Source organism: Streptomyces sp. NPDC046821 (assembly GCF_040645335.1).
Lineage (GTDB): Bacteria > Actinomycetota > Actinomycetes > Streptomycetales > Streptomycetaceae > Streptomyces.
Genome location: NZ_JBEYYB010000001.1, coordinates 47,065 through 69,360, shown reverse-complemented (window position 1 = coordinate 69,360; position 22,296 = coordinate 47,065). Strand labels below are relative to the sequence as shown.

Here is a 22,296-nt window from a genome sequence, read left to right as displayed (position 1 = left end):
GTGTGAAGCTGGTGACGTCTTCCTAGGCGGTGCGGACACGCTAATGGCTCGCGGAGTGGACCCGCTCCAGGCTGTTGTGGCGAACCCGTTCGGCCACCAGCTCCGCCACCGGGCGCCAGTCCTCCAGGATCCCGGCGTCCAGGCCCACGACCTTTCCCGCGTCGTCCGCCTGACGGAGCGTCACCGCGTCCTCGGCCAGCGGATCCTGTGCGAACGCCGCCGCCTCGTGCGGCGTCATCGGCCCGCCCTGCGCCTCAAGGGTGCGGGCGCTCTGCGGTGACAGGCCGTGCAGCGGGTCCGACATGGCGAGATAGCGCTTCGCCGGGACGTGCAGCCGTACGAGACGGGCGACGCGCCCGCCGAGCAGCCGGCGCACCGCGTCCGCCGCGGTGTCGGCGTGCCCCGCGTCGTCGCCCGGACGCAGCAGGTGGCCGATGTCGTGCACGAGGCCCGCGAGCTGGAGTTCCTTGTCGCTGGGGCGGGACCGGCGCAGCAGCGCGGCGGTCTGCAGCGCGTGCTCGTGCAGGTCGACGGGGTCGCCGCTGCGGTCAGGGGTGTCCCACGCGCCGCGGCACGCGTACAGGAGATCCATCAGCTCGTCGACGTCGTGCAGCTCGACCCGTGTCATGGGTGACTCCTCCCGGGTTCCGGATGACGGTGTCCCCGCAGGACAACATGGCCGTCTTGCGCCGGAGCCAACGCCACGTGAACGGCGCTCGCGGGACCGGGATAGGCTGGTTCGCGGGCCATGATCCCGCTGGTGGGGCGGCCCTGGGCCGAGTAGGAGACACACACGGATGACGCGCCGGCAGCCACCGACGGTGAACGAGCCGACGGACCCTGGCGCCGGTCTGAGGGTTCCCGTCCGTCACCGCGCGAGGCTGCGCGAGCAGGGCCCGGTCGTCGCGGTGGTGGCCGTCGGCGGTGCCGTCGGGGCGAGCGCGCGCTACGGCGCCGCGCTGCTGTGGCCGACGGCCGCGGGAGCGTTCCCCTGGACGACGATGTGGGTGAACGCGCTCGGCTGTTTCGTGATCGGTGTGTTCATGGTGGTCATCACCGACGTGTGGGCGGCGCACCGCCTTGTGCGGCCGTTCTTCGGCACCGGCGTCCTGGGCGGTTTCACCACGTTCTCCACGTACGCGGTGGACATCCAGCGGCTGGTGGACGGCGGCCGGGTCCGGGCGGGCCTGGTCTATCTCGCGGTGACGCTCCTGGTGGCGCTCGCCGCGGTGTGGCTCGCGGTGGCGCTGGCGCGCCGCGTACTGGCGTGGAGGATGCGATGACACGACTGACGGGCCGGGCCCTGCGCGTGACGGTCTTCATCGGCGAGCACGACACCTGGCACCGCAAGCCCCTGTACAGCGAGATCGTGCACCGGGCGCACAAGGCGGGGCTCGCGGGCGCGAGCGTCTTCCGGGGCATCGAGGGGTTCGGCGCGTCCTCGCTGATCCACACCTCGCGGCTGCTCTCGCTCAGTGAGGACCTGCCGGTGGCCGTCGTGATCGTCGACACCGAGGAGCTGGTCCGCGCGTTCCTGCCGCAGCTCGACGAGCTGGTGTCCGAGGGCCTGGTCATCCTCGACGACTGCGAGGTCATCCGGTACGTGGGCCGCGACGACGGCGGGGCGAAGGCGTGAACTGGCTGCTCGTGATCGCCGGCGCGATGGTCGGCGCCCCGCTCCGCTATCTCACGGACCGGGCCGTGCAGACCCGCCACGACAGCGTGTTCCCGTGGGGCACGTTCGTGGTGAACATGTGCGGCTGTCTCGTGCTCGGCCTGCTGACCGGCGCCGTAGCGGAGGGCGCCGCCTCCTCGCACGTCCAGCTGCTCATCGGTACGGGGCTGTGCGGGGCGCTCACGACGTACTCGACGTTCTCGTACGAGACGCTTCGTCTTGGTGAGGACGGGGCGAGGGTGTTCGCCGTGGCCAATGTGGTCGCGAGCGTCGCCGTCGGGCTTGGTGCGGCCTTCGCGGGCATCTCGCTCGCCCAAACCATCTGGGGCTGAGACCTCCGTCACATTGGGGCGAACGATTCGCGCCGTACTGCCCGATTCGGTTGCGCGCCGCTCATCCGGACACCCCGAGTGGGGCCGGATTCCTCAATTCACCTGATCGGACGTGCTGTTCGGCCGTCGGGCGCATCACCGACTCGGAGTAGTCGATCACCCGAGACCGACCGATCTGTCCGCGTTCATTCCCATTTGGGTGTCATGCGGCCGATGGCCAAATGAACACCTGGTGACGTTCGGACGCATCCCAGGATTCGGCGCCATCGAGCGGGGGCCTGCTCATATGGGTACTCTGTAGCGGACGGACAGCACAACGGGGTGCTACCAGCACCCGTGGTCCGTCACGGGACGACCCGGTCACCACGGGTCGAACATGCAGGAAATCGGCGCCACCGCGCCCGAACCGGTAAAGAAACCAAGCCCGACCGGGCGCCGGACGCCCGACGGGAACGCCGGGCCGGCAGCGCCGGAAGGGTTACCCGACACACAAGGAGTGCGCGGTGACACCAGAGAAGACCAATCGCGAGCAGCGCCACGGCGAACGCAAGGAACGCGCCAGGCGGCGGCCCGAGAAGCTGGGCAGCCTCGACGTCTGGGCCCGTTCGGCCCCGATCAGGCTCGCCGGCTACGAGGACGACCTCGCCGAGCCGCACATCCTGCCCAGCGTGGACTGATTAAGTCGAAAGCCCCAGGTCGCCCCCGGCCTGGGGCTTCGCCGTTTTCCGGTATGACTCCGACGCCTGGCGTCATGCCGCTATCGCTATCCGTTGGCTTCCCGGCAGGGCAGTTGCCACACTCGGCCCCATGCTGATCAGGGACGCGAACGACAGTGACTGGGCCCGGATCTGGCCGTTCTGGCGGCAGATCGTCGAGGCCGGCGAGACCTACGGGTGGGACCCGCAGACCCCCGAGCCGCAGGCCCGGACCCTCTGGATGGGCCCCGGCCGCCGCGTGTACGTCGCCGAGCTCGACGGTGTCGTCGTCGGCTCGGCCTACGTGAAGCCGAACTACGGCGGGCCCGCCGCGAGTATCGCGAACGCGGGCTTCATGGTCGACCCTGCGCACGCCGGTCGCGGCATCGGACGCGCCCTCGCTGAGTACGTCCTCGAACGCGCGAAGGCCGACGGCTATCGCGCCATGGTGTTCAACGCCGTCGTCGAGACCAACCCCGCCGTCCGCCTCTGGACCTCCCTCGGGTTCACGATCCTCGGCACCGTCCCGGACGCCTTCGACCACCCACGGCACGGTCGGGTGGGGCTGCACATCATGTACCGCTCGCTGTGACGTGTGACGTCCGGCGGTCAGGCGTGGTGGCGGGAGCGATGGGCCGCGGCCTTGGCCCGGTTGCCGCAGCGCGTCATGTCGCACCAGCGGCGTGAGCCGCGGTGGGAGCGGTCCACGTAGAGGCGGGTGCAGCGGGGTGCGGCGCACTCCTTGATCTGACCGGCCGGCTGGGTGAGCAGTTCCACGGTGTCCCGGGCCAGCGTCGACAGCACGGCGGCGATCGTGCCGTGCCGGACCACCGTGCCGTCGGGCCGCAGTTCCTGGCGCACCGGGCTGCGGGTGGTGGCGCGGTTGAGTACCGCGCAGTCTTCCGGCGCGAGCGGGGAGGCGCTGGCGGAGGCGAGCACCAGGTGGTAGATCGCCTCCCGCAGGCGCACCGCGGCAGCCAGATCGGCGTCCTCCTCGCAGCCCGCAAGTAACATGCCGAGGTCACGCGCCTGCCTGCGTAGACGCGTCACCGCCGCCGAGAGGTCATCGGATCACTCTCTTAACTCTCGCCTCGGTTCGGCCCATTGACGCCATCGCAGCCCCGCTCCATCATCAGACGTCCGATGAATCTGAGGGTGGAGTGGAATGGCTGAGCACACCGTCAACCGTCGTGTCTTCCTCGCGGCCGCCGTCGCCACGGCCGCCGCCGTATCGAGTGGGTCCCTCGCCTACGCGGCGCCGTCCGGGGCTTCCGGTCCCGCCGAGCCGAACTACCGCATCCCGATCAGCCCCGACGACACGCCCGAGCAGCTCGTCGCCAAGGCGGCCCGCGTGCGGCCCACGAAGCGGCAGATCGCCTGGCAGGAGCTGGAGCAGACCGCCTTCCTGCACTTCGGTGTGAACACCTACACCGGCCTGGAATGGGGCACGGGCGACGAGGACCCGAACATCTTCCAGCCGACGGGACTCGACACCGACCAGTGGGCCCGCGCGCTGCGCGACGGCGGCTTCAAGCTCGCCATCCTCGTGGTCAAGCACCACGACGGCTTCGTCCTCTACCCCTCCCGCTACACCAACCACAGTGTGGCGTCGAGCAGTTGGCGCCAGGGCAGAGGCGACGTGCTGCGCTCCTTCGCCGACTCCATGCGCAAGTACGGCATCAAGGTCGGCGTCTACATCTCGCCCGCCGACGAGAACCAGTACGCCGACGGCGTCTACGCCAACGGCAGCAAGCGCTCCACCCGTACCATCCCGACCCTCGTCGACGGCGACGACCGCGCCGGCAGCGCCCTGCGGACGTTCACGCTCGACGCCACCGACTACGGCGCCCACATGCTCAACCAGCTCTACGAGGTGCTCACCGAGTACGGGCCGGTCGACGAGGTGTGGTTCGACGGCTCGCAGGGCCGCATCCCGGAGGGCAAGGTCGAGACGTACGACTGGGACAGCTGGTACGCGGTGATCCGCGAGCTCGCCCCCAATGCCACCGTGGCCGTGCGCGGGCCCGATGTGCGCTGGGTGGGCAACGAGGGCGGGCTCGCGCGCGAGAACGAATGGAGCGTCATCCCTGTCAAGGACACGGGCAACGGCAGCATCGACTACGCGCTCCGCTACAACGGGCCGGACCAGGGCAGCCGGGACGCTCTCGCGCAGTCGCGCTCCGTGGCCCAGTACCTGCAGTGGTGGCCCGCCGAGTGCGATGTCTCCATCCGGCCCGGATGGTTCTACCACGCGGACCAACACCCCAAGAGTGTCGATCAGTTGACCGACATCTGGTTCCGCTCGGTCGGCCGTAACTCCGTGCTCCTCCTGAACATCCCGCCGGACAAGAACGGTCTGCTCCCCGCCGAGGACGTGGCACGCCTCAAGGAGTTCCGCGACCGCATCGACCGCGAACTGCCCGAGAACCTGGCGGCCGGCGGCCGCGTGAGCGACGACGGCGAGGGCACCCGCACCGTCGACCTCGGCACCGCGCGCGAGGTCGACCGGATCAGGCTCGCCGAGGACATCCGGCACGGCCAGCAGGTGGAACAGGTCGTCGTCGAGGCACAGGTCGACGGCGCCTGGACCGAGGTCGCGCGGGCCGGCACGATCGGCGCGAGCCGTGTCCTGGTCCTGCCGGCGCCGGTCACGGCCCGCGTCTGGCGGATGCGCCTCACGCAGTACCGCAACGACCCGCACATCTCGCTGTTCGGCCTCTACCGCTCCCGGGTGTGAGAGAGGGGCGGCCCGCAGAAAAGCGGGCCGCCCCACACCCCCCGTCACCCGGCCGCGTACACCCGCTCGCCGCCCACGAACGTCTCCAGGACGCGCGTCGCGCCGATCTCGTCCTCGGGCGCCGCGAACGGGTCGCGGTCCAGGACCACCAGGTCCGCGAGGCGCCCCGGGGTGATCGAACCGGTCACGTCGTCCAGATGGTTCACGTACGCGCTGCCCGCCGTGTACGCGGTGAGCGCCGCGTCCAGGCCGATGCGCTGACCCGGCAGGAACACCGGGGTGCCCGGGTCCGCGTCGGGCAGGACGCGGTTGACCGCGACGTGGAGGGCCTCGATCGGGTCCGGGCTGCTCACCGGCCAGTCGCTGCCCGCCGCGAGCGTCACTCCCGCACGGTGCAGATCGCCGAACGGGTACTGCCACGCGCTCCGTTCCGGCCCGAGGAACGGGATCGTCAGCTCGTCCATCTGTGGTTCGTGCGCCGCCCACAGGGCCTGCATGTTCGCCGTCGCGCCCAGCTCCCGGAACCGGCCGATGTCATCGGGGTGGACGACCTGGAGATGCGCCAGGTGGGGGCGGGTGTCGGTGAACCCGTTGGCGCGCCGCGCCGCCTCGACCGCGTCAAGCGCCTCGCGCACGGCCCGGTCGCCCAGCGCGTGGAAGTGCACCTGGAAGCCGCGCGCGTCCAGCTCGGTCACGTACTTCTGGAGGTCGAGCGGCGGGACGAAGCTGATGCCGCTGTTGTCGGAGGCGCAGCCGCAGCCGTCGAGGTACGGGCCGAGGAGAGCCGCCGTACCGTTCTCGGCGACGCCGTCCTGCATGATCTTCACCGTCGTGCAGCGCAGCCGCCCGCGCGTGCCTGCCGCGCGCCGCGCCGCCAGCTCGTCGATCTGCTCGATGCCCCGCGCCCGGTCCCACCACAGCGAACCGACGACCCGCGCGGTGAGCCGCCCGTCCCCGGCCGCCGCGAGATACGCGTCCGTCGGGTCCGTGAGATTGGCGTGCTCACCGAGGAGCGCGTCCTGCCACGCGGTGACACCGAGCGAGTGCATCAGCTCCTGCGCGCGAAGGAGCCCCGTGATCTTCTGCTCCAGGGTGACGGGCGGCAGCAGCCGGCCGATCAGGTTCGCCGCGCCCTCCTGGAGCATCCCGGTCGGTGTGCCGTCGGCGTCACGCTCGATACGGCCGTCGGCGGGGTCGGGCGTACGGGCGTCGATCCCGGCGGCTTGCAGCGCACGGGAGTTGACCCAGGCGCCGTGGTGATCGCGGTTGACGAGGTAGACCGGACGGTCGGGCACGAGGGCGTCGAGTTCGGCGGCCGTGGGCAGACCGCCGGGGAACGTCTCCATCGACCAGCCGCCGCCGGTGATCCACTCGTCGTCGGGGTGCGCCCGCGCGTACGCGCTGACGATGCGCCGGTACTCGTCGAGCGTCGTCGCGCCGCTCAGGTCGCACTGGCCCATCTCCATGCCCCCGCCGACCGGGTGCGCGTGCGCGTCCTGGAAGCCCGGGATGAGCAACTTGCCTGCCAGGTCGACGACTTCGGTGGCTGGGCCGATGAGTGCGCGTACCTCGTCGTGGCCCACGGCGACGATGTGCTCGCCGCGCACGGCCACCGAGGTGGCGCGCGAACGGGCGGGGGAGAGGGTGTGGACCGGGCCGCCGGTGAAGACCAGATCGGCGGGGGCGGTGTCGGACATGGGGTGTGACTCCTGACTGTGTTTCGGTGCGGAGGAGTTTCGTAGGAGCGGGTGGTCAGGTCCGGTCGGCGGTGAGCGGGACCGCCTCGGGCTCGGGGGGCGTGCCGCGGCCCGTGACGAAGTACGGGGAGCGGCGCACGCGCTGGGCGTACGCGGCCATCACCAGGCCGGAGACGACGATCGCGACAGGCACCGCGAGCATGAACCACCCGTTGTCCGGGCTCAGTTCGAAGTGGTCGCTCATCGTCAGGTACGAGTAGGCGAGGTACACGCCGATGACGAGGAGCACGATCCCGCTCGCGGCGGGTGCCACGACCGCGCGCAGCGCCCCCGACACCGGCCCGCGCAGGGCCTCGCGGAAGCGGACCGCGCAGGCGAGCGCCGTCAGGCCGTAGTACAGGGCGACGACCAGGCCGATGGAGTTCACGGCGGCGAGGATCATCTGGTTGAGCTGGGGGATGACCAGGGCGAGCAGGGAGACGCCGGCGGATATCGACATGATGAGGACGGTGCCCACGGCGGGCGACTCGTAACGCGGGCTGACCTTCGTCCACACCTGGCCCATCGTGCGGTCGCGGCCCATGGCGAGCAGACCACGGGCCGTGGGGATGACGCTCGACTGGAGCGAGGCCACGGCCGAGAACAGCAGCGCGAGGAGCGGCAGCGTGGCCCAGGGCTCGTCGGCGAGCTTCGCGCCCAGGTGGGTCAGGCCCTGCGGGCCCTGGGCGATCAGCTCGGGCAGGCTCATCTCGCGCTGGAAGGCCACGGCCCCGTAGAGGAACATCGCGAGCATCGTGAACAGGGCGATGAAGCCGCCCCGGCCGGCGTCGCGTATGTCCTTGGTCTCCTCGGTGACGCTGAACGCGGCGTCCCAGCCCCAGAAGAAGAACACCGCGAGCACCAGACCCTGCGCGAACGCCGTGCCGTCGCTGATCGCGAAGGGGTTCAGCCACGACCACTGGAACGCGTGGTGGCCGGAGACCAGGGCCCAGCCGCAGAACACCAGCAGGACGGCGTACTCGAAGACGAGCAGCCAGGTCTGGAGCCGGGTGGCCTGGCGCACGCCCGTGATCGCGGTGTACGTCACGACGGCCAGGATCACCAGGCCGACCAGCGTGCTCAGCGCCGTCGAGTTCGGGTCTAGGGCGAGCCCGGCGAGTTCGTGCAGGCCCGCCTTGTTCGCGAACTGGAGGAAGACCGAACCGGTGACGGCACCGGTGTACGCCATGAAGATCACCGTGCCGACCAGTGTGACCCAGCCCGTGATGAAGCCGGGCCACGGGCCGAGCGACTTGCCGACCCAGACGTAGCCGCTGCCCATGTTCGGCTCGTCGCGGTTGAGGCGGGCGTACGCGGCGGCGATGCCCAGGATCGGAATGAAGGCGACGAGCAGGATCGCCGGGGCCTGGAGGCCCACGGTCGCGGCGAGCGCCCCCATGCCGATTCCGATGCTGGTGGTGGCGGCCGTGCTGGAGGCGGCGATGGCGACGCCGTCGACGACGTTGAGAGAACGGCGCAGGCCTGGTGGTTCGCTGCTCATGCGGACACTCCTGAGACCGGAGGAGGGGAGGGAGGGTGCGATCAAACAGGCCTTGTCATGTTGCGTCAATGGTGTTGACATAGCGGGGCGCGCGGAAGGGGCGGGCAGCGAAATGAGGGGATCTGCGATGGCTGAGGGACGGATTCCGGCGGAGCGGCAGCGGCGCAGACCGACCAAGTCGGGCGTGGTGCTCTCCGGTGACATGATCGTCGACTGCGCGCTGCGCCTGGTCGCGCAGCACGGGCCCGACGCGCTGAGCGTGCGCCGGCTCGGCGCCGCTCTCGGCTGCGACCCGAGCGCCGTCTACCGGTACTTCCACAACACCGACGACCTGCTCCTCGCCGTCGCCGACCGGGTCATCGGCGAGAGCATGGCCGGGTTCCGGAGCAGCGACGACTGGGTCGCGGACCTGCGGGACATGGCCCGGCGCATCCACCGCGGCTACCGCGAGCACCCGCGGATCGCCGCGCTGGCCGCGTACCGGGTGACCCGGCGCGTCCACGAGGTCAGGGCCGTGGAGACCGGGATCGGACTGCTGCTTGGCGCGGGCTTCGACGAGGCGACGGCGGTGCGGTACTACGCGGCGTTCGTCGACACGGCGCTCGGGCACGCGGCGCTCGACGCGGCCCATCTGGCGCTGCCGCCCGAGCGGCGGGCCCGGGACGACGGCGCCTGGCGGGACACGTACCAGTCACTGCCGGCCGACGCTCATCCTCAACTGGCCGCCGTGCGCGAGTACTTGCCGCTCATGGGGGAGAACTCGTTCGAGACGGCGTTGGGGTTGCTGCTTGATGCGCTGGTGGCGCGGGCGGCGGGCTGACTTGGCGGGGTGGCCTACGCGGGGGGCGCGCCGGGGTGGCCTGTGCGCGGGCGCCGCGCTGACCTGCCAGGTCCTGGGGACGTCGCGCTGACCTACCGGGCCGGCCAATGTGGGGGCGTCGCGCCGACTTGCCGGGTCGGCCTATGCGGGGGCGCGGGGTGCGTCGGGAGGCCCGGCGAGCTCATCGGGGTCAGACCGGCTGGATCAGACCGGCCCCGCATCCAACTGCCCCCGCATCCACGTCTCGACCTCGCCCACATGAGCCGCCGCCGCGGCCCGTGCCGCCTCCGGGTCGCGGTCGACCAGGGCGCGGTGGATCCGGGCGTGCTCGCGGCCCGTGCGCTCGAAGGCGCCCTCCTCCTGGTAGCCGCGCCAGACGCGGGCCCGGAACGTCCGTGAGGACAGGCCCTCCAGGATCGCCGCCATCGTCTCGTTGCCCGCGGCTGTCGCGATCGCGCGGTGGAACGCGAGGTCGTGGGAGAGGATCTCCTCGGGGTCGTCCGTCGCGGCCATCGCCGCCAAGTGCAGTTCCACCTCGGCGAGTTGATCCGGGGTGATGCGGGCCGCCGCGAGCGCCGTCGCCGTAGACTCCAGGACCCGGCGCACTTCCAGCAGTTCCACCAGACGCGGCCCGCGCGAGAGGTCGGCGACGACGCCGAACGTCTCCAGGAGATCCCCGGCCTCCAGCTGCGTGACGTAGATGCCCGAGCCGTGCCGGGCCTCAAGCACGCCCAGGACCGTGAGCGCCCTGATCGCCTCGCGCATCGAGCTGCGCGAGATGCCGAGCTGGGTGGCGAGGTCCCGCTCCGTCGGCAGGCGCTGGCCCGGCTCCAGGCGGCCCTCGCCGATCATCGCCTTGATCTGCTCGATGGCCCGCTGCGTCACGGTGCCCTTCTGGGGGGCGGTCTGTTCCACGGACGCTCCTCGAATAGTGCCGGGTGCGCCGCAGTCTAGCCAGAGAAGTGGTCGGACCACTACGGCCGGAAACGCGGAAAAGTTGGCGACGAGGGGTGTTGTGGGCGCCAAGTGGTCTGATAAATATCTTCGCCATCAGGTACGAGAAGTCGCTCGATCCCGCTGGATGAGGAGCCGTCAGATGGCCGGCAGAACAGTGCGCATGAGGAACAGGTCGCGGATCGTGGGCGCGGCGGCGGTGGCCGCGTGCGCCGCCCTGGTGCTCACCGCGTGCGGCAGCACGAAGGACGACGTCGCCTCCGGCGGCAAGGGCGGCGACGGAAAGGGCAAGGTCGGTGTCGTCCTCCCCCTCCTGACCTCGCCGTTCTGGCAGTCGTACAACGACTACGTGCCGAAGATGGCCAAGTCGGAAGGCGTGGACGCGCTCAAGACGGTCAACTCCAACAGCGACCCCTCGCAGCAGATCACCGACATCAACAACCAGCTCAACCAGGGCGTCAAGGGCCTCGTCGTCGCGCCCCTCGACAGCGCCGCGATCTCCGCGGGCCTCGACCAGGCCGAACGCAAGGGCGTCCCCGTCGTCGCCGTCGACGTCGCGCCCGAGAAGGGCAAGGTCGCGATGGTCGTACGCGCCAACAACGTCGCGTACGGCGAGAAGGCCTGCGACTACCTCGGCGGGCAGGTCAAGACCGGCAAGGTCGTGCAGATCATGGGCGATCTGGCCTCCGTGAACGGCCGCGAGCGCTCGCAGGCCTTCCGCGACTGCGCCAAGAAGAAGTACCCGGGCCTCAAGGTCCTGGAGATCCCCGCCAAGTGGGAGTCCGACACCGCCGCGTCCAAGCTGGACACCCTCCTCAATGCCAACCCCGACATCAAGGGCATCTACATGCAGGCGGGCGGCGTCTACCTCGCTCCCACCCTCCAGACCCTCAAGTCGAAGGGAATGCTCAAGAAGACGGGCGAGAAGGGCCACATCGCGATCGTCTCGAACGACGGCATCCCGCAGGAGTTCGCCGCGATCCGCGCCGGCCAGATCGACGCCACCGTCTCGCAGCCCGCCGACGCCTACGCCAAGTACGGCATGTACTACATCAAGGCCGCTATGCAGGGGAAGACGTTCAAGCCCGGTCCCACCGACCACGACTCCGAGATCGTCAAGCTGCCGAGCGGCATCCTCGAGGACCAGCTGCCCGCGCCGCTCGTCACCAAGGACAACGTCGACGACCCGAAGCTCTGGGGAAACACGGTCAAATGAGCACACCCGTGACCACCCCCCTCGTCGAGGCGTCGGGCATCGCCAAGCGGTACGGACCCACGGTCGCCCTGCGCGACGGCCGGCTGACCGTCCTGCCCGGCGAATCCCACGCCCTGGTGGGCCGCAACGGCGCGGGCAAGTCGACCCTGGTGACGGTCCTCACCGGACTCCAGGCGCCGGACGCGGGCACCGTCCTGTTCGACGGCGAGCCCGCGCCCCCGCTCGGCGACCGTGATGCGTGGCGCGCCAAGGTCGCCTGCGTCTACCAGAAGCCGACCGTCGTCCCCGAACTGACCGTCGCCGAGAACCTGTTCATCAACCGGCAGCCCGGCAGCCGCCGCGGGTTCTTCTCCTGGCGGACTCTCCAGGAGGAGGCCGCGCGCGTCCTCGACACCTGGGACATCCACGTCGACCCGGGCGCCCGCACCGCGGACCTCAAGGTCGAGGACCGCCAAATGGTCGAGATCGCACGGGCGTTGAGCGGCGGCGCCCGCTTCATCGTCTTGGACGAGCCCACCGCTCAGCTCGACAACCGCGAGATCGAACGCCTCTTCACCAGGATGCGCGCACTCCAGGAATCCGGCGTCACGTTCCTGTTCATCTCGCACCACCTCCAGGAGGTGTACGAGGTCTGCCAGACGGTCACCGTGCTGCGCGACGCCCGCTGGATCACGACGGCTCCCGTCGCCGAACTGCCGCGCGCCGCCCTGGTGGAGGCGATGGCCGGCGAGGTCATCGCCGAGGAGCGGGCCGCCGCCCGCGCCGCCGCGGAACACCAGCCCGACGCCGCCGTCCTCCTCGACGCCCGCGGCCTCACCTCGGAGGCGTACGACGACGTCGACCTGACCGTCCGCAGCGGCGAGGTCGTGGGGCTCGCAGGATCCAGCGGCAGCGGCAAGATTCAGCTCGCCGAGGCGTTCGCGGGCCTGCACACCCCGACCGCCGGAACGGCTCAACTGGACGGCAAGAAGCTCCCGTTCGGTGATGTGGGCGCCGCGCTCGCGGCCGGCGTCGGCTGCGTACCCCGCGACCGGCACGACCAGGGACTCGTATCGGGCATGACCATCGGCGACAACGCCACGATGAGCGTCCTCGGACGGCTCGGCCGGTACGGCTTCGTCGCCACCGACCGCAAGCGCCGCTTCGCCGCCGAGCTGATCCAGCGCCTCGACATTCACGCCGAGGGCCCCGAGCAGCCCGTGTCCGACCTCTCCGGTGGCAACGCCCAGAAGGTCGTCATGGCCCGCGCCCTTGCCTCCGACCCCCGCCTCCTCGTCCTCATCAACCCCACCGCGGGCGTCGACGTGAAGTCCAAGGAGTCCCTGCTGTCCCGCATGGACAGCGCCCGCGAGGACGGCACCGCCGTCCTCGTCGTCTCCGACGAGCTCGACGACCTGCGCCGCTGCGACCGGGTCCTCGTCCTCTTCCACGGAAAGGTCGTCGCCGAGCACGCGGCCGGCTGGCACGACCACGAGCTGATCGCCTCCATCGAAGGAGTGGACCATGGCTGACATCAAGGCCCCGTCTGCCTCGCCCGCCACCTCCGTACGCCTGACCGGCGCGAGCCCCGCGAAGAACGTCCTGCTGCGCCGGGCCCGTGAACTCGCCCTCGTACCGGCCCTGTTGCTGCTCATGGTGCTCGGAGCGGTCCTCAACGACTCGTTCCTCACCGAGCGCAACCTCATCTCCATCCTCGGGGCGTCCGCCGCGCTCGCGATGGTCGTGCTCGCCGAGTCGCTGGTCCTCATCACGGGCAAGTTCGACCTCTCCCTGGAGTCGGTCGTCGGCATCGCGCCCGCCCTCGGAGCCCTGCTCGTCCTGCCCGCCGCCCAGTCCGGCTTCGGCACCGAGTTCCCGACCGTCCTCGCCCTGCTCGCGATCCTCGCCGTCGGCGCGGTCATCGGCGCCTTCAACGGCATCCTCGTCGTGAAGTTCAAGCTCAACGCCTTCATCGTGACCCTCGCGATGCTGATCGTCCTGCGCGGCCTGCTCGTCGGCGCTACCAAGGGCAAGACGCTGTTCGGGATGCCCGACGCGTTCTTCTCCCTCGCGACCACCACGTTCCTGCGCGTCCCGATGTCGGTGTGGCTCGCCGCGATCGCCTTCGGCGTGGCCGGCTTCGTCCTCAAGTACCACCGCGTCGGACGCGCCCTGTACGCGATCGGCGGCAACCCCGACGCGGCCCGCGCCGCCGGCATCCGCGTCGAGCGCGTGATGCTCGGGGTGTTCGTCGTCGCCGGAGTCCTCGCCTCGGTCGGCGGGATCATGCAGACCGGCTACGTCGGCGCCATCAGCGCCAACCAGGGCAACAACATGATCTTCACCGTGTTCGCGGCGGCGGTCATCGGCGGCATCAGCCTCGACGGCGGCAAGGGCACCATGTTCGGCGCCCTCACCGGCGTACTCCTGCTCGGCGTCGTCCAGAACCTGCTCACCCTCGCCCAGGTTCCGTCGTTCTGGATCCAGGCCATCTACGGCGGCATCATCCTGCTCGCCCTGATGATCGCCCGTGTGACGACCGGCCGCGCCCAGGACTGACCCCCGCCTCAGCGAGACGTTTCGGCAAGAAAGGCCACCCGTGTCTCCCACTGCCGCCCGAATCACCGCGGTCGACACCTATGACATCCGGTTCCCCACCTCCAGGGAGCTGGACGGCTCCGACGCCATGAACCCGGACCCCGACTACTCCGCCGCCTACGTCGTCCTGCGCACCGACGCCGAGGACGGGATCGAGGGGCACGGATTCACGTTCACGATCGGCCGCGGCAACGATGTCCAGGTCGCCGCGATCGACTCCCTGCGCCACCATGTCGTCGGCCGGGGGGTCGACGAACTCTGCGCGGATCCAGGGACGTTGAACCGCGACCTGATCGGCGACAGCCAGCTCCGCTGGCTCGGTCCCGAGAAGGGCGTGATGCACATGGCGATCGGAGCCGTCGTCAACGCCGCGTGGGACCTGGCGGCCAAGCGCGCCCGCAAGCCGCTCTGGCAGTTCCTCGCCGACGCGACGCCCGAGTGGCTCGTCTCTCAGGTCGACTTCCGCTACATCGCCGACGTGCTCACCCCGGACGACGCCCTCACGCTCCTCTCCGAGGGCCGCAAGGGCGCGGCCGAGCGCGCGGCCACACTGCGCGAGCGCGGCTTCCCCGGCTACACCACCTCGCCCGGCTGGCTCGGCTACTCCGACGAGAAGCTCGGCCGGCTCGCCCGGCAGGCCGTCGCCGACGGCTTCACCCAGATCAAGCTCAAGGTCGGCGCCGACCTCGCCGACGACATCCGCCGCTGCCGCACCGCCCGCGCCGTGATCGGCCCGGACATCCGCATGGCCATCGACGCCAACCAGAGATGGAACGTCGACGAGGCCGTCGAATGGACCACCGCACTCGCCGAGTTCGACCCCTACTGGGTAGAGGAGCCCACCAGTCCCGACGACGTCCTCGGCCACGCCGCGATCCGCCGGGCCGTCGCCCCCGTCAAGGTCGCCACCGGCGAACACGTCCAGAACCGCATCATCTTCAAGCAGCTCCTCCAGGCAGGCGCCATCGACATCCTCCAGATCGACGCGGCCCGCGTCGGCGGCGTGAACGAGAACCTCGCCATCCTGCTGCTCGCCGCCAAGTACGGCGTCCCCGTCTGCCCGCACGCGGGCGGCGTCGGCCTGTGCGAACTCGTCCAGCACCTCTCGATGTTCGACTACGTCGCCCTCGCGGGCACCACCGAGGACCGCGTCATCGAGTACGTCGACCATCTCCACGGCCACTTCCTCGACCCCGTCGTGATCCGCGACGGCCACTACGCGGCGCCCACCATGCCCGGCTTCTCGGCCACGATGCGGCCCGAGTCCATCGCGGAGTACACCTACCCCGACGGCTCGTTCTGGGCCGCCGACCTCGCCCGGCAGGGCGCCACCGACCAGAAGGGTGCAGCGGCATGACCGACGCCAGCGACGTGCAGGACTTCGCGGGGCTCAAGGCCCTCGTCACCGGCGGAGCCTCCGGCATCGGCCGCGCCACCGCCGAACTCCTCGCCGCCCGCGGCGCGAGCGTCGCCGTGCTCGACCTCGACCCGAGCAGCGTCGACAAACCACTGCGTGGATACAAGGCCGACGTCACGGACGATGCCTCGGTCCGCGCCGCAGTCGCCGCCGCCACGGCCGACCTCGGCGGGCTCGACGTCCTCGTCAACAACGCCGGAATCGGCGCACAAGGAACCGTCGAGGACAACGACGACGCCCAGTGGCACCACGTCCTCGACGTCAACGTCCTCGGCATCGTCCGCACCACCCGCGCCGCCCTGCCCCACCTCCGGGCCTCCGGCCTCGCGGCCGTCGTCAACACGTGCTCCATCGCCGCGACCGCCGGCCTCCCGCAGCGCGCCCTCTACTCGGCGTCGAAGGGTGCCGTGTACTCCCTGACCCTCGCCATGGCCGCCGATCACGTCCGCGAAGGGATCCGCGTCAACTGCGTCAACCCCGGAACCGTCGACACCCCATGGATCGGCCGGCTCCTCGACGCCGCCCCCGACCCGGCCGCCGAACGCGCCGCACTCGCCGCCCGCCAGCCCACCGGACGCCTCGTCACAGCCGACCAAGTCGCGGGCGCGGTCGCCTACTTGGCGGGCCCCCTGTCCGGCGCCACGACCGGCACGTCACTCGCCGTCGACGGCGGAATGCAGGGGCTGCGCCTGCGTCCGGCGGGCCAGTGAACACCCTGGGCAGAAGTGGCGTGGAGGTCAGCCCGCTGTCCTTCGGCGCCGCCGCCATCGGCAACCTCTTCACCGAGGTGAGCGACGAGGACGCGTACGCCGCCGTGGAAGCCGCCTGGGACGCGGGCATCCGCTACTTCGACACCGCGCCGCACTACGGGCTCGGCCTGTCCGAACGGCGCCTCGGCGCGGCCCTCGCCTCCCGCGACCCCTCCTCGTACACGCTCTCCACCAAGGCGGGACGCCTGCTCGTCCCGACTGGTGAGCGTGGGGGAGACGACCTGGACAACGGGTTCGCCGTGCCCGCGACGCACCGCCGTGTGTGGGACTTCAGCGCGGACGGGATACGCCGCTCCCTGGAGGACAGCCTGACCAGGCTCGGCCTCGACCGAGTCGACATCGTCTATCTGCACGACCCGGACGATCACGGCGAGCAGGCGTTCCGAGAGGGCTATCCGGCCCTGGAGCGCCTGCGCGCCGAGGGCGTCGTCCGCGCGATCGGCGCCGGGATGAACCAGGCCGGGATGCTCACTCGCTTCGTCCGTGACACGGACGTCGACGTGGTGCTGTGCGCGGGCCGGTACACGCTGCTCGACCAGAGCGCCCTGACCGAGCTGCTGCCCGCCGCCGTCAAAAACGGCGTTTCCGTCGTCGTCGGCGGCGCCTTCAACTCCGGCCTGCTGGCGGACCCTCGCGCCGGATCGACGTACAACTACACAGCCGCTTCAGGTGAGTTGCTTCAGCGAGCGCTGCGCATCAAGGCGATCGCAGAAGGCCACGGCATCACGCTGCGTGCCGCCGCCCTGGCCTTCTGTGCCGCCCACCCGGAGGTGGCGAGCGTCCTCGTCGGTACCCGCACGGCCGCAGAAGTCCGGGACTGCGCCAACCAGTTCGCCACCCACGTGCCCCCGGCTTTCTGGCAAGAACTGAGGGACACCGACCTGCTGCCTGCCGACGCGCCTGTACCCGGAGAGGACACCGCGTGAGAATCGCCCTGCACACCAAGGTCTGCGCCGACCGCGTCGAGGAGTACGACGCCGCCCACCGCGAGGTCCCCGCCGAGCTGACCGAGGCCATCCGCGCGGCCGGGGCCACCTCCTGGACGATCTGGCGCAGTGGCACCGACCTGTTCCACGTCCTGGAGTGCGAGGACTACGCCCGGATGCTCGCCGAGCTGGACAAACTGCCGGTGAACATCGCCTGGCAGGCCCGCATGGCCGAACTCCTCGACGTCGTGCACGACTACTCCGCCGACGGCGCGGACGCGGGCCTGCCCGTCGTCTGGGAGCTGTGATGCCCGCGATCGTCGACGCCCACCACCACGTCTGGGACCTGTCCGTACGCGACCAGGACTGGATCACCGGCGAGCAACTGGCCCCGATCCGCCGGGACTTCAGCCTCGACGACCTGACACCGCTCGCGCACAAGACAGGCGTCACGGCCACCGTTCTCGTACAGACGGTCACGGTCGCGGAGGAGACGCCGGAATTCCTGGCCCTGGCGGACGGCCACGACCTCGTCGCCGGAGTGGTCGGCTGGACCGACCTCACCCGCCCGGACATCGCCGACACGCTGGCCCGGCTCGCGGCACTGCCCGGCGGCCGCTACCTGAAGGGCATCCGCCACCAGGTCCAGGGCGAGCCCGACCCCGACTGGCTGCTGCGCCCCGACGTCCTCCGGGGACTCGCGGCCGTCGCCGACGCCGGCCTCGTCTACGACCTCGTGGTCCTGCCCCATCAGCTCGCCGCCTGCGTCGGCGCGGCCGCCGCCCTACCCGGACTCACCTTCGTCCTCGACCACTGCGGCAAACCCCCCGTGGCCTCGGGAGACGTCGACCCCTGGGCCAGGTCCTTGCGGGCGCTCGCCGCGCTCCCCAACACGGTCTGCAAACTCTCCGGCCTCGTCACGGAAGCGGACTGGGCGTCCTGGACCCCGGGGGCACTGCGGCCGTACTCCGACACGGTCCTGGACGCGTTCGGCCCCGGCCGCGTGATGTTCGGCTCCGACTGGCCGGTATGCACGCTCGCGGCGACGTACGAGCAAGTCATGGAAACCGCAGGCGAGTTGACGGGTTCGCTCGCCGCTGATGAGCGCGAGGCGGTGTTCGGCGGGACGGCTACCCGCGTCTACGGTCTCTGATCAGGCGCCTACGGGATCAGCCGGGTCGGCCGCAGGAACTCGCGTACGTATGTCCGGTCCCAGCATTCGCCCGTCGCCCGCAGCTCGCGCCACGTGGTGAAGCGGTAGCGGTAGAGGCGGGCCCGGATGTAGCGCGGGGGCGCGTCGGGCGGGAACGGGCTGCTGCGCAGCAGCCGCAGCGTGTCACGGTCCCCGGCCAGGAGCCGCTCGACGAGACCGCCGAACCAGGATCCCGCGTACGAGGGGGACAGCGCCGCGAACCACATCATCCAGTCGAGCCGCAGATGGTACGGGGCGAACTGGCGCGGCCAGTGCCCGGGAGCGCCCGGCTTCCCCTTGAACTCGTAGGCCAGCCACAGCGAGCCCTCGTGCGGCACCGCGTCCGCCGTCCCCTCCACGACGATCTCGTGCCGGATGCGCCCGACCGAGCCGAAGGCGCCGTACGCGTTCACCAGGTGCAGCGGGTCGTACGTGCGGTTCATGGACTGGCGCCGGGACAGCAGGTTGCGCGCCGGCTGGTAGCTGCGGACCAGGACGAACGCGGTGAGGGCGATGACCATGACCTCGTACCAGAGCGGGGCCGCCGACGTGCTGGGCGGTGTGTGGAGTCGGGAGAAGTCCACCGCCGTGACGGCGAGCAGGATCGTCAGCCAGTTCAGCCAGGCGAAATTGCCCGACAGGACCAGCCAGAGCTGGGTGAGGATCATCAGGCAGGCGGCGAACGACGCGACCGGCAGCGGGGTGAACAGGAGGACGGGCACGAGGAGTTGGGTGACGTGGTTCGCCCCGCACTCGACCCGGTGCAGGGGGCGCGGGAGCCGGTGGAAGAACCAGCTCAGCGGGCCCGGCATCGGCTGCGTCTCGTGGTGGTAGTACAGGCACGTGAGCTTGCGCCAGCAGGCGTCCCCGCGCATCTTGATCAGCCCCGCGCCGAACTCGACACGGAACAGGACCCAGCGCAGGAGGAAGAGGACGAGTACCGGCGGCGCCACCCGGTCGTTGCCCAGGAACACGGCGAGGAAGCCGACCTCCAGGAGCAGTGACTCCCAGCCGAACGCGTACCAGGTCTGGCCCACGTTCACGATCGAGAGATAGAGGACCCACGGCACCAGCCACAGCGCCATCGCCGCCCCCAGCGGCACCACGTCCGCGAGGCCCGCGGCGAGCCCGGCCGAGAGCGCGGCCCCGCCCCAGGCGCAGACCGCGAAGAACCGGTCCGAGTAGTGCGCCCGGAACAGCGTCGGCGCCATCCGCCACGGCACGCCCGCCATATAGCGCGGTACGGGGAGCATCCCGCGTTCCCCGATGAGGGCCCGGAACTGCAGCGCGGCCTCCGTGAAGGCCACGAGATAGAGCGCCGCCAGACCGCGCTGGAAGATCAGGCGGCCGAGCCAGTACCCCGGCGAGCTGAACCAGTCCACGTATTCAGTGTGACGGGGTTCTGGGGTGACGGGTCAGGGTGACGGGGTTCCGGGATGACGGGTCAGCGTGACGGGGTTCGCGTGTGACGGGGCGGGTGCGGGAGAACACGGTGCGCTCAGCGACCAGGACGTATGCCACCGCGTTCACCCGAATGCCGCAGCTCAGGCCGACTGCCGGCCGATGACCGGCCGGTGCGGTGTCCCCCGAATGCGCGCGATTCGCAACGCGAATAGCGTGTTGCCATGGAAGCCGGCACGGGGGGTGGGGAGTCGCGTGAGTGCTCCCACTGCGGGAAAGCGGCAGGGAGCGCCCCGTGCTGCGTCCTGGCCGAGTTCGGCGACCAGCTCGGCATAGGCAGCTTCGACTGGGACCTCGGCACCGGCACCATGCACATGGACCCCAAGGCCCACGAGATCTTCGACCTGCGCGCCGACGAGTACGACGGCCGCGCCGACTCCCTCTCTCTGCGCATCCCGCCCACCGAGGGCACCCGCCTCGACGGGATCGTCGCGACGGCCATCAAGGACGGCAGCGAGAACTACGGCGCGTACTTCCGGATCCGCTGCCGCGACGGGCGGATGCGCTGGACCCACACCCAGGGCTACATCCGGCGCGACGAAACCGGCCGCCCGCGCCGCGTCGTAGGAGTCGTCCGCGACGCCACCCAGGAACTCAGCGACAGCACGGCCCGGCGCGAACAGGACGAGCTGCGCCGCCGCCAGACCAGCGTCGTCCAAGGCACCACCGTCGCCCTCGCCCACGCCCGCACAGTCCAGGACGTCATCGACGTACTCAAGGAGAGCGCCGGCCTCCAGCACCTCGGCGCGTCCAACCTCATCCTGGGACTCGTCAGGGCGGGCCGTATCCACCTGGTCGCCGAGGATCCCGAGGGCAGCTTCGTGCCCGCCACGAAAGTGACGCGCATAGACGACCCGTTCCCCATGAGCGAGGTCGTGCGCACCCTCACACCCCGTTTCGTCGAGAGTCCCGAGGAGTACGCCCGGAACTACCCGAAGCTGTATCCGCAGATCATCCGCCTCGGCGTCACGTCCGCCGCCTACCTGCCGCTCATCGCGCAGGCCCGCCCCATCGGCACCCTCGCACTCCTCTACAACGACAAACAGGGCTTCACCGAGGACGAGCGGAACGTCCTCGTCGCCCTCGGCAGCAGCATCGCCCAGAGCCTCCAGCGCGCGATGTTCTACGAGCAGGAGAAGGACCTCGCCCAAGGACTCCAGCAGGCGATGCTGCCCCGCTCCATCCCCGCCGTGTCCGGCGCCGACATCGCCGTCCGCTACCGCTCCGCATCCCTCGGCCGCGACATCGGCGGCGACTGGTACGACGTGATCCCGCTGCCCGGCGGCCGCGTCGGCGCCGTCATCGGCGACGTACAAGGACACGACACCCACGCCGCCGCCGTCATGGGCCAGCTCCGCATCGTGCTGCGCGCGTACGCCGCCGAGGGCCACACGCCACCGACCGTCATGGCCCGCGCCTCCGTCTTCCTCCACGAACTCGACACCGAACGCTTCGCGACCTGCCTGTACGCCGAGGCCGACCTGTCGACCGGCGTCGTGCAGCTCGTCCGGGCGGGCCACCTGGACCCGCTCCTCCGGCTCGCCGACGGCACCTGCATCAGGCTGCCCGTCGAGGGCGGCCTTCCGCTCGGCCTGTCCGCCGAGTTCGGCCGGCTCCAGTACCCCGTCGGAACGGTGGAGCTCGACCCCGGTCAGGCCCTGCTCCTGTGCACCGACGGCCTCGTCGAACAGCCCGGCACCGACCTCGACGACGGACTGCGTGCGCTCACCGATCTCGTCGGCACCGGCCCGCACGACCTGGGCGACCTCGCCGACCGGCTGTGCGAGAGCGTCGACGAACGCGGCGGGGACGACGACGTCGCCCTGCTCCTGCTGCGCCGCCGCGGTATCGGCGCCCCCCGCTCGGGCGGGCGCCTCCAGCAGCACGTCGCGCCGAACGACCCGGAGGCGCTGACCGAGGCCCGGCACATGATCAGGGCCGCCGTCCGGGCCTGGGGCGCGGGTGAACGCGCGGACGAGATCGAACTCGTCGCCGACGAGATGATCACCAACGCGCTGATGCACACCGACGGCCCGGCCGTCGTCACCCTCCGCGTGATCACCGCGACCGACCGCCGACTGCGGATCGACGTCGAGGACACCTCCAGCGCCCTGCCCCGCCGGCGCGAGGCGGGCGAGGACGGCGTCTCGGGACGCGGCCTGCTCCTCGTCGACCTGCTCACGGACGTGTGGGGCGTGGACGCGCGGGGGAGCGGGAAGTCGGTGTGGTGCGAGTTCGTCGTACCGGCCCGGCACCCGGCCGCCCCGGCGCGGAGGTGACCCGGCCC

The 22,296-nt window shown here is 70.9% G+C and carries 22 protein-coding genes and 1 pseudogene; 16 read left to right on the top strand and 7 right to left on the bottom strand.

From position 1 onward, the window contains the following. Positions 1-40: 40 nt before the first annotated feature. Positions 41-628 (bottom strand): HD domain-containing protein, encoded by a 588-nt coding sequence (locus ABZ893_RS00365; protein ID WP_361394370.1) that lies wholly within the window; start codon positions 626-628, stop codon positions 41-43. Positions 629-797: 169 nt separating this feature from the next. Here ABZ893_RS00365 and crcB (ABZ893_RS00360) point away from each other — a divergent pair, with 169 nt between their 5' ends. The 5 genes from crcB (ABZ893_RS00360) to ABZ893_RS00340 all read left to right on the top strand — a co-directional run bounded on the left by crcB (ABZ893_RS00360) (position 798) and on the right by ABZ893_RS00340 (position 3,294). Then, positions 798-1,283, top strand: a complete 486-nt coding sequence (crcB, locus tag ABZ893_RS00360; RefSeq protein ID WP_361394367.1) for a fluoride efflux transporter CrcB — start codon at positions 798-800, stop codon at positions 1,281-1,283. Then, positions 1,280-1,636, top strand: a complete 357-nt coding sequence (locus tag ABZ893_RS00355) for a DUF190 domain-containing protein (protein WP_361394364.1) — start codon at positions 1,280-1,282, stop codon at positions 1,634-1,636. The genes crcB (ABZ893_RS00360) and ABZ893_RS00355 overlap by 4 nt, the downstream gene beginning before the upstream one ends. Next, positions 1,633-2,007 carry a fluoride efflux transporter CrcB gene (gene crcB / locus ABZ893_RS00350; protein ID WP_361394361.1) on the top strand — a complete coding sequence of 125 codons (375 nt, stop codon included), beginning with the start codon at positions 1,633-1,635 and terminating at the stop codon, positions 2,005-2,007. Before ABZ893_RS00355 ends, crcB (ABZ893_RS00350) begins: the two co-directional genes overlap by 4 nt. Before the next feature lie 503 nt (positions 2,008-2,510). Beyond that, the gene (locus ABZ893_RS00345) at positions 2,511-2,684 is read left to right on the top strand and encodes a hypothetical protein (RefSeq protein ID WP_361394358.1); all 174 of its coding nucleotides are present in this window, start codon (positions 2,511-2,513) and stop codon (positions 2,682-2,684) included. Between the two features lie 130 nt (positions 2,685-2,814). After that, positions 2,815-3,294: a GNAT family N-acetyltransferase gene (locus ABZ893_RS00340; protein ID WP_361394355.1), complete on the top strand. Its 480-nt coding sequence runs from the start codon at positions 2,815-2,817 to the stop codon at positions 3,292-3,294. A 17-nt stretch (positions 3,295-3,311) separates the two neighbouring features. Here the strand turns inward: ABZ893_RS00340 and ABZ893_RS00335 are convergent, their stop codons facing one another. Together ABZ893_RS00335 and ABZ893_RS00330 are read right to left on the bottom strand one after the other, a co-directional pair. Then, positions 3,312-3,479 (bottom strand): CGNR zinc finger domain-containing protein, encoded by a 168-nt coding sequence (locus ABZ893_RS00335; protein WP_361396015.1) that lies wholly within the window; start codon positions 3,477-3,479, stop codon positions 3,312-3,314. Beyond that, a pseudogene (locus tag ABZ893_RS00330) lies at positions 3,471-3,755 on the bottom strand (ABATE domain-containing protein); the annotation flags it as partial. The gene ABZ893_RS00335 and the pseudogene ABZ893_RS00330, both read right to left, overlap by 9 nt. A gap of 112 nt (positions 3,756-3,867) precedes the next feature. Between ABZ893_RS00330 and ABZ893_RS00325 the strand changes: the two are divergent. Then, positions 3,868-5,439 carry an alpha-L-fucosidase gene (locus ABZ893_RS00325; RefSeq protein ID WP_361394352.1) on the top strand — a complete coding sequence of 524 codons (1,572 nt, stop codon included), beginning with the start codon at positions 3,868-3,870 and terminating at the stop codon, positions 5,437-5,439. Between the two features lie 44 nt (positions 5,440-5,483). Here ABZ893_RS00325 and ABZ893_RS00320 read toward each other — a convergent pair whose 3' ends face one another. Next, complete coding sequence (locus ABZ893_RS00320) at positions 5,484-7,136, bottom strand: amidohydrolase (protein WP_361394350.1); 1,653 nt, start codon at positions 7,134-7,136, stop codon at positions 5,484-5,486. Positions 7,137-7,191: 55 nt separating this feature from the next. Next, positions 7,192-8,676 carry an APC family permease gene (locus tag ABZ893_RS00315; RefSeq protein WP_361394347.1) on the bottom strand — a complete coding sequence of 495 codons (1,485 nt, stop codon included), beginning with the start codon at positions 8,674-8,676 and terminating at the stop codon, positions 7,192-7,194. Positions 8,677-8,803: 127 nt separating this feature from the next. Between ABZ893_RS00315 and ABZ893_RS00310 the strand changes: the two genes are divergently transcribed. Next, the gene (locus ABZ893_RS00310; RefSeq protein WP_361394344.1) at positions 8,804-9,496 is read left to right on the top strand and encodes a TetR/AcrR family transcriptional regulator; all 693 of its coding nucleotides are present in this window, start codon (positions 8,804-8,806) and stop codon (positions 9,494-9,496) included. Positions 9,497-9,700: 204 nt separating this feature from the next. Here the strand turns inward: ABZ893_RS00310 and ABZ893_RS00305 are convergent, their stop codons facing one another. Continuing rightward, positions 9,701-10,411, bottom strand: a complete 711-nt coding sequence (locus ABZ893_RS00305; RefSeq protein ID WP_361394342.1) for a FadR/GntR family transcriptional regulator — start codon at positions 10,409-10,411, stop codon at positions 9,701-9,703. A 181-nt stretch (positions 10,412-10,592) separates the two neighbouring features. Here ABZ893_RS00305 and ABZ893_RS00300 point away from each other — a divergent pair, with 181 nt between their 5' ends. From ABZ893_RS00300 to ABZ893_RS00265, 8 genes are read left to right on the top strand one after another with little or no spacing between them, the layout of a single operon-like run. After that, on the top strand, positions 10,593-11,666 hold the full coding sequence (locus ABZ893_RS00300; protein WP_361394341.1) for a sugar ABC transporter substrate-binding protein: 1,074 nt from the start codon (positions 10,593-10,595) through the stop codon (positions 11,664-11,666). After that, positions 11,663-13,177, top strand: a complete 1,515-nt coding sequence (locus tag ABZ893_RS00295; RefSeq protein ID WP_361394339.1) for a sugar ABC transporter ATP-binding protein — start codon at positions 11,663-11,665, stop codon at positions 13,175-13,177. The genes ABZ893_RS00300 and ABZ893_RS00295 overlap by 4 nt, the downstream gene beginning before the upstream one ends. Next, a complete protein-coding gene (locus tag ABZ893_RS00290; RefSeq protein WP_361394337.1) occupies positions 13,170-14,204 on the top strand; it encodes an ABC transporter permease in 1,035 nt (344 codons plus the stop codon). Before ABZ893_RS00295 ends, ABZ893_RS00290 begins: the two co-directional genes overlap by 8 nt. 40 nt (positions 14,205-14,244) lie before the next feature. Further along, entirely contained in the window at positions 14,245-15,600 is a 1,356-nt protein-coding gene (locus ABZ893_RS00285; protein ID WP_361394334.1) for an L-fuconate dehydratase, read from the top strand. A gap of 14 nt (positions 15,601-15,614) precedes the next feature. After that, the gene (locus ABZ893_RS00280; RefSeq protein WP_361396012.1) at positions 15,615-16,370 is read left to right on the top strand and encodes an SDR family oxidoreductase; all 756 of its coding nucleotides are present in this window, start codon (positions 15,615-15,617) and stop codon (positions 16,368-16,370) included. Then, positions 16,367-17,356, top strand: a complete 990-nt coding sequence (locus ABZ893_RS00275) for an aldo/keto reductase (RefSeq protein WP_361394331.1) — start codon at positions 16,367-16,369, stop codon at positions 17,354-17,356. Before ABZ893_RS00280 ends, ABZ893_RS00275 begins: the two co-directional genes overlap by 4 nt. Then, a complete protein-coding gene (locus ABZ893_RS00270; protein WP_361394328.1) occupies positions 17,353-17,664 on the top strand; it encodes an L-rhamnose mutarotase in 312 nt (103 codons plus the stop codon). Before ABZ893_RS00275 ends, ABZ893_RS00270 begins: the two co-directional genes overlap by 4 nt. After that, positions 17,664-18,509, top strand: a complete 846-nt coding sequence (locus ABZ893_RS00265; RefSeq protein WP_361394325.1) for an amidohydrolase family protein — start codon at positions 17,664-17,666, stop codon at positions 18,507-18,509. Before ABZ893_RS00270 ends, ABZ893_RS00265 begins: the two co-directional genes overlap by 1 nt. A gap of 8 nt (positions 18,510-18,517) precedes the next feature. Here ABZ893_RS00265 and ABZ893_RS00260 read toward each other — a convergent pair whose 3' ends face one another. Continuing rightward, positions 18,518-19,930, bottom strand: coding sequence for a lipase maturation factor family protein (locus tag ABZ893_RS00260; protein WP_361394322.1), 1,413 nt, complete (start codon positions 19,928-19,930; stop codon positions 18,518-18,520). Between the two features lie 243 nt (positions 19,931-20,173). On the opposite strand from ABZ893_RS00260, the gene ABZ893_RS00255 reads away from it, so the two are divergent. After that, a complete protein-coding gene (locus tag ABZ893_RS00255) occupies positions 20,174-22,288 on the top strand; it encodes a SpoIIE family protein phosphatase (RefSeq protein ID WP_361394320.1) in 2,115 nt (704 codons plus the stop codon). Positions 22,289-22,296: the final 8 nt, after the last annotated feature.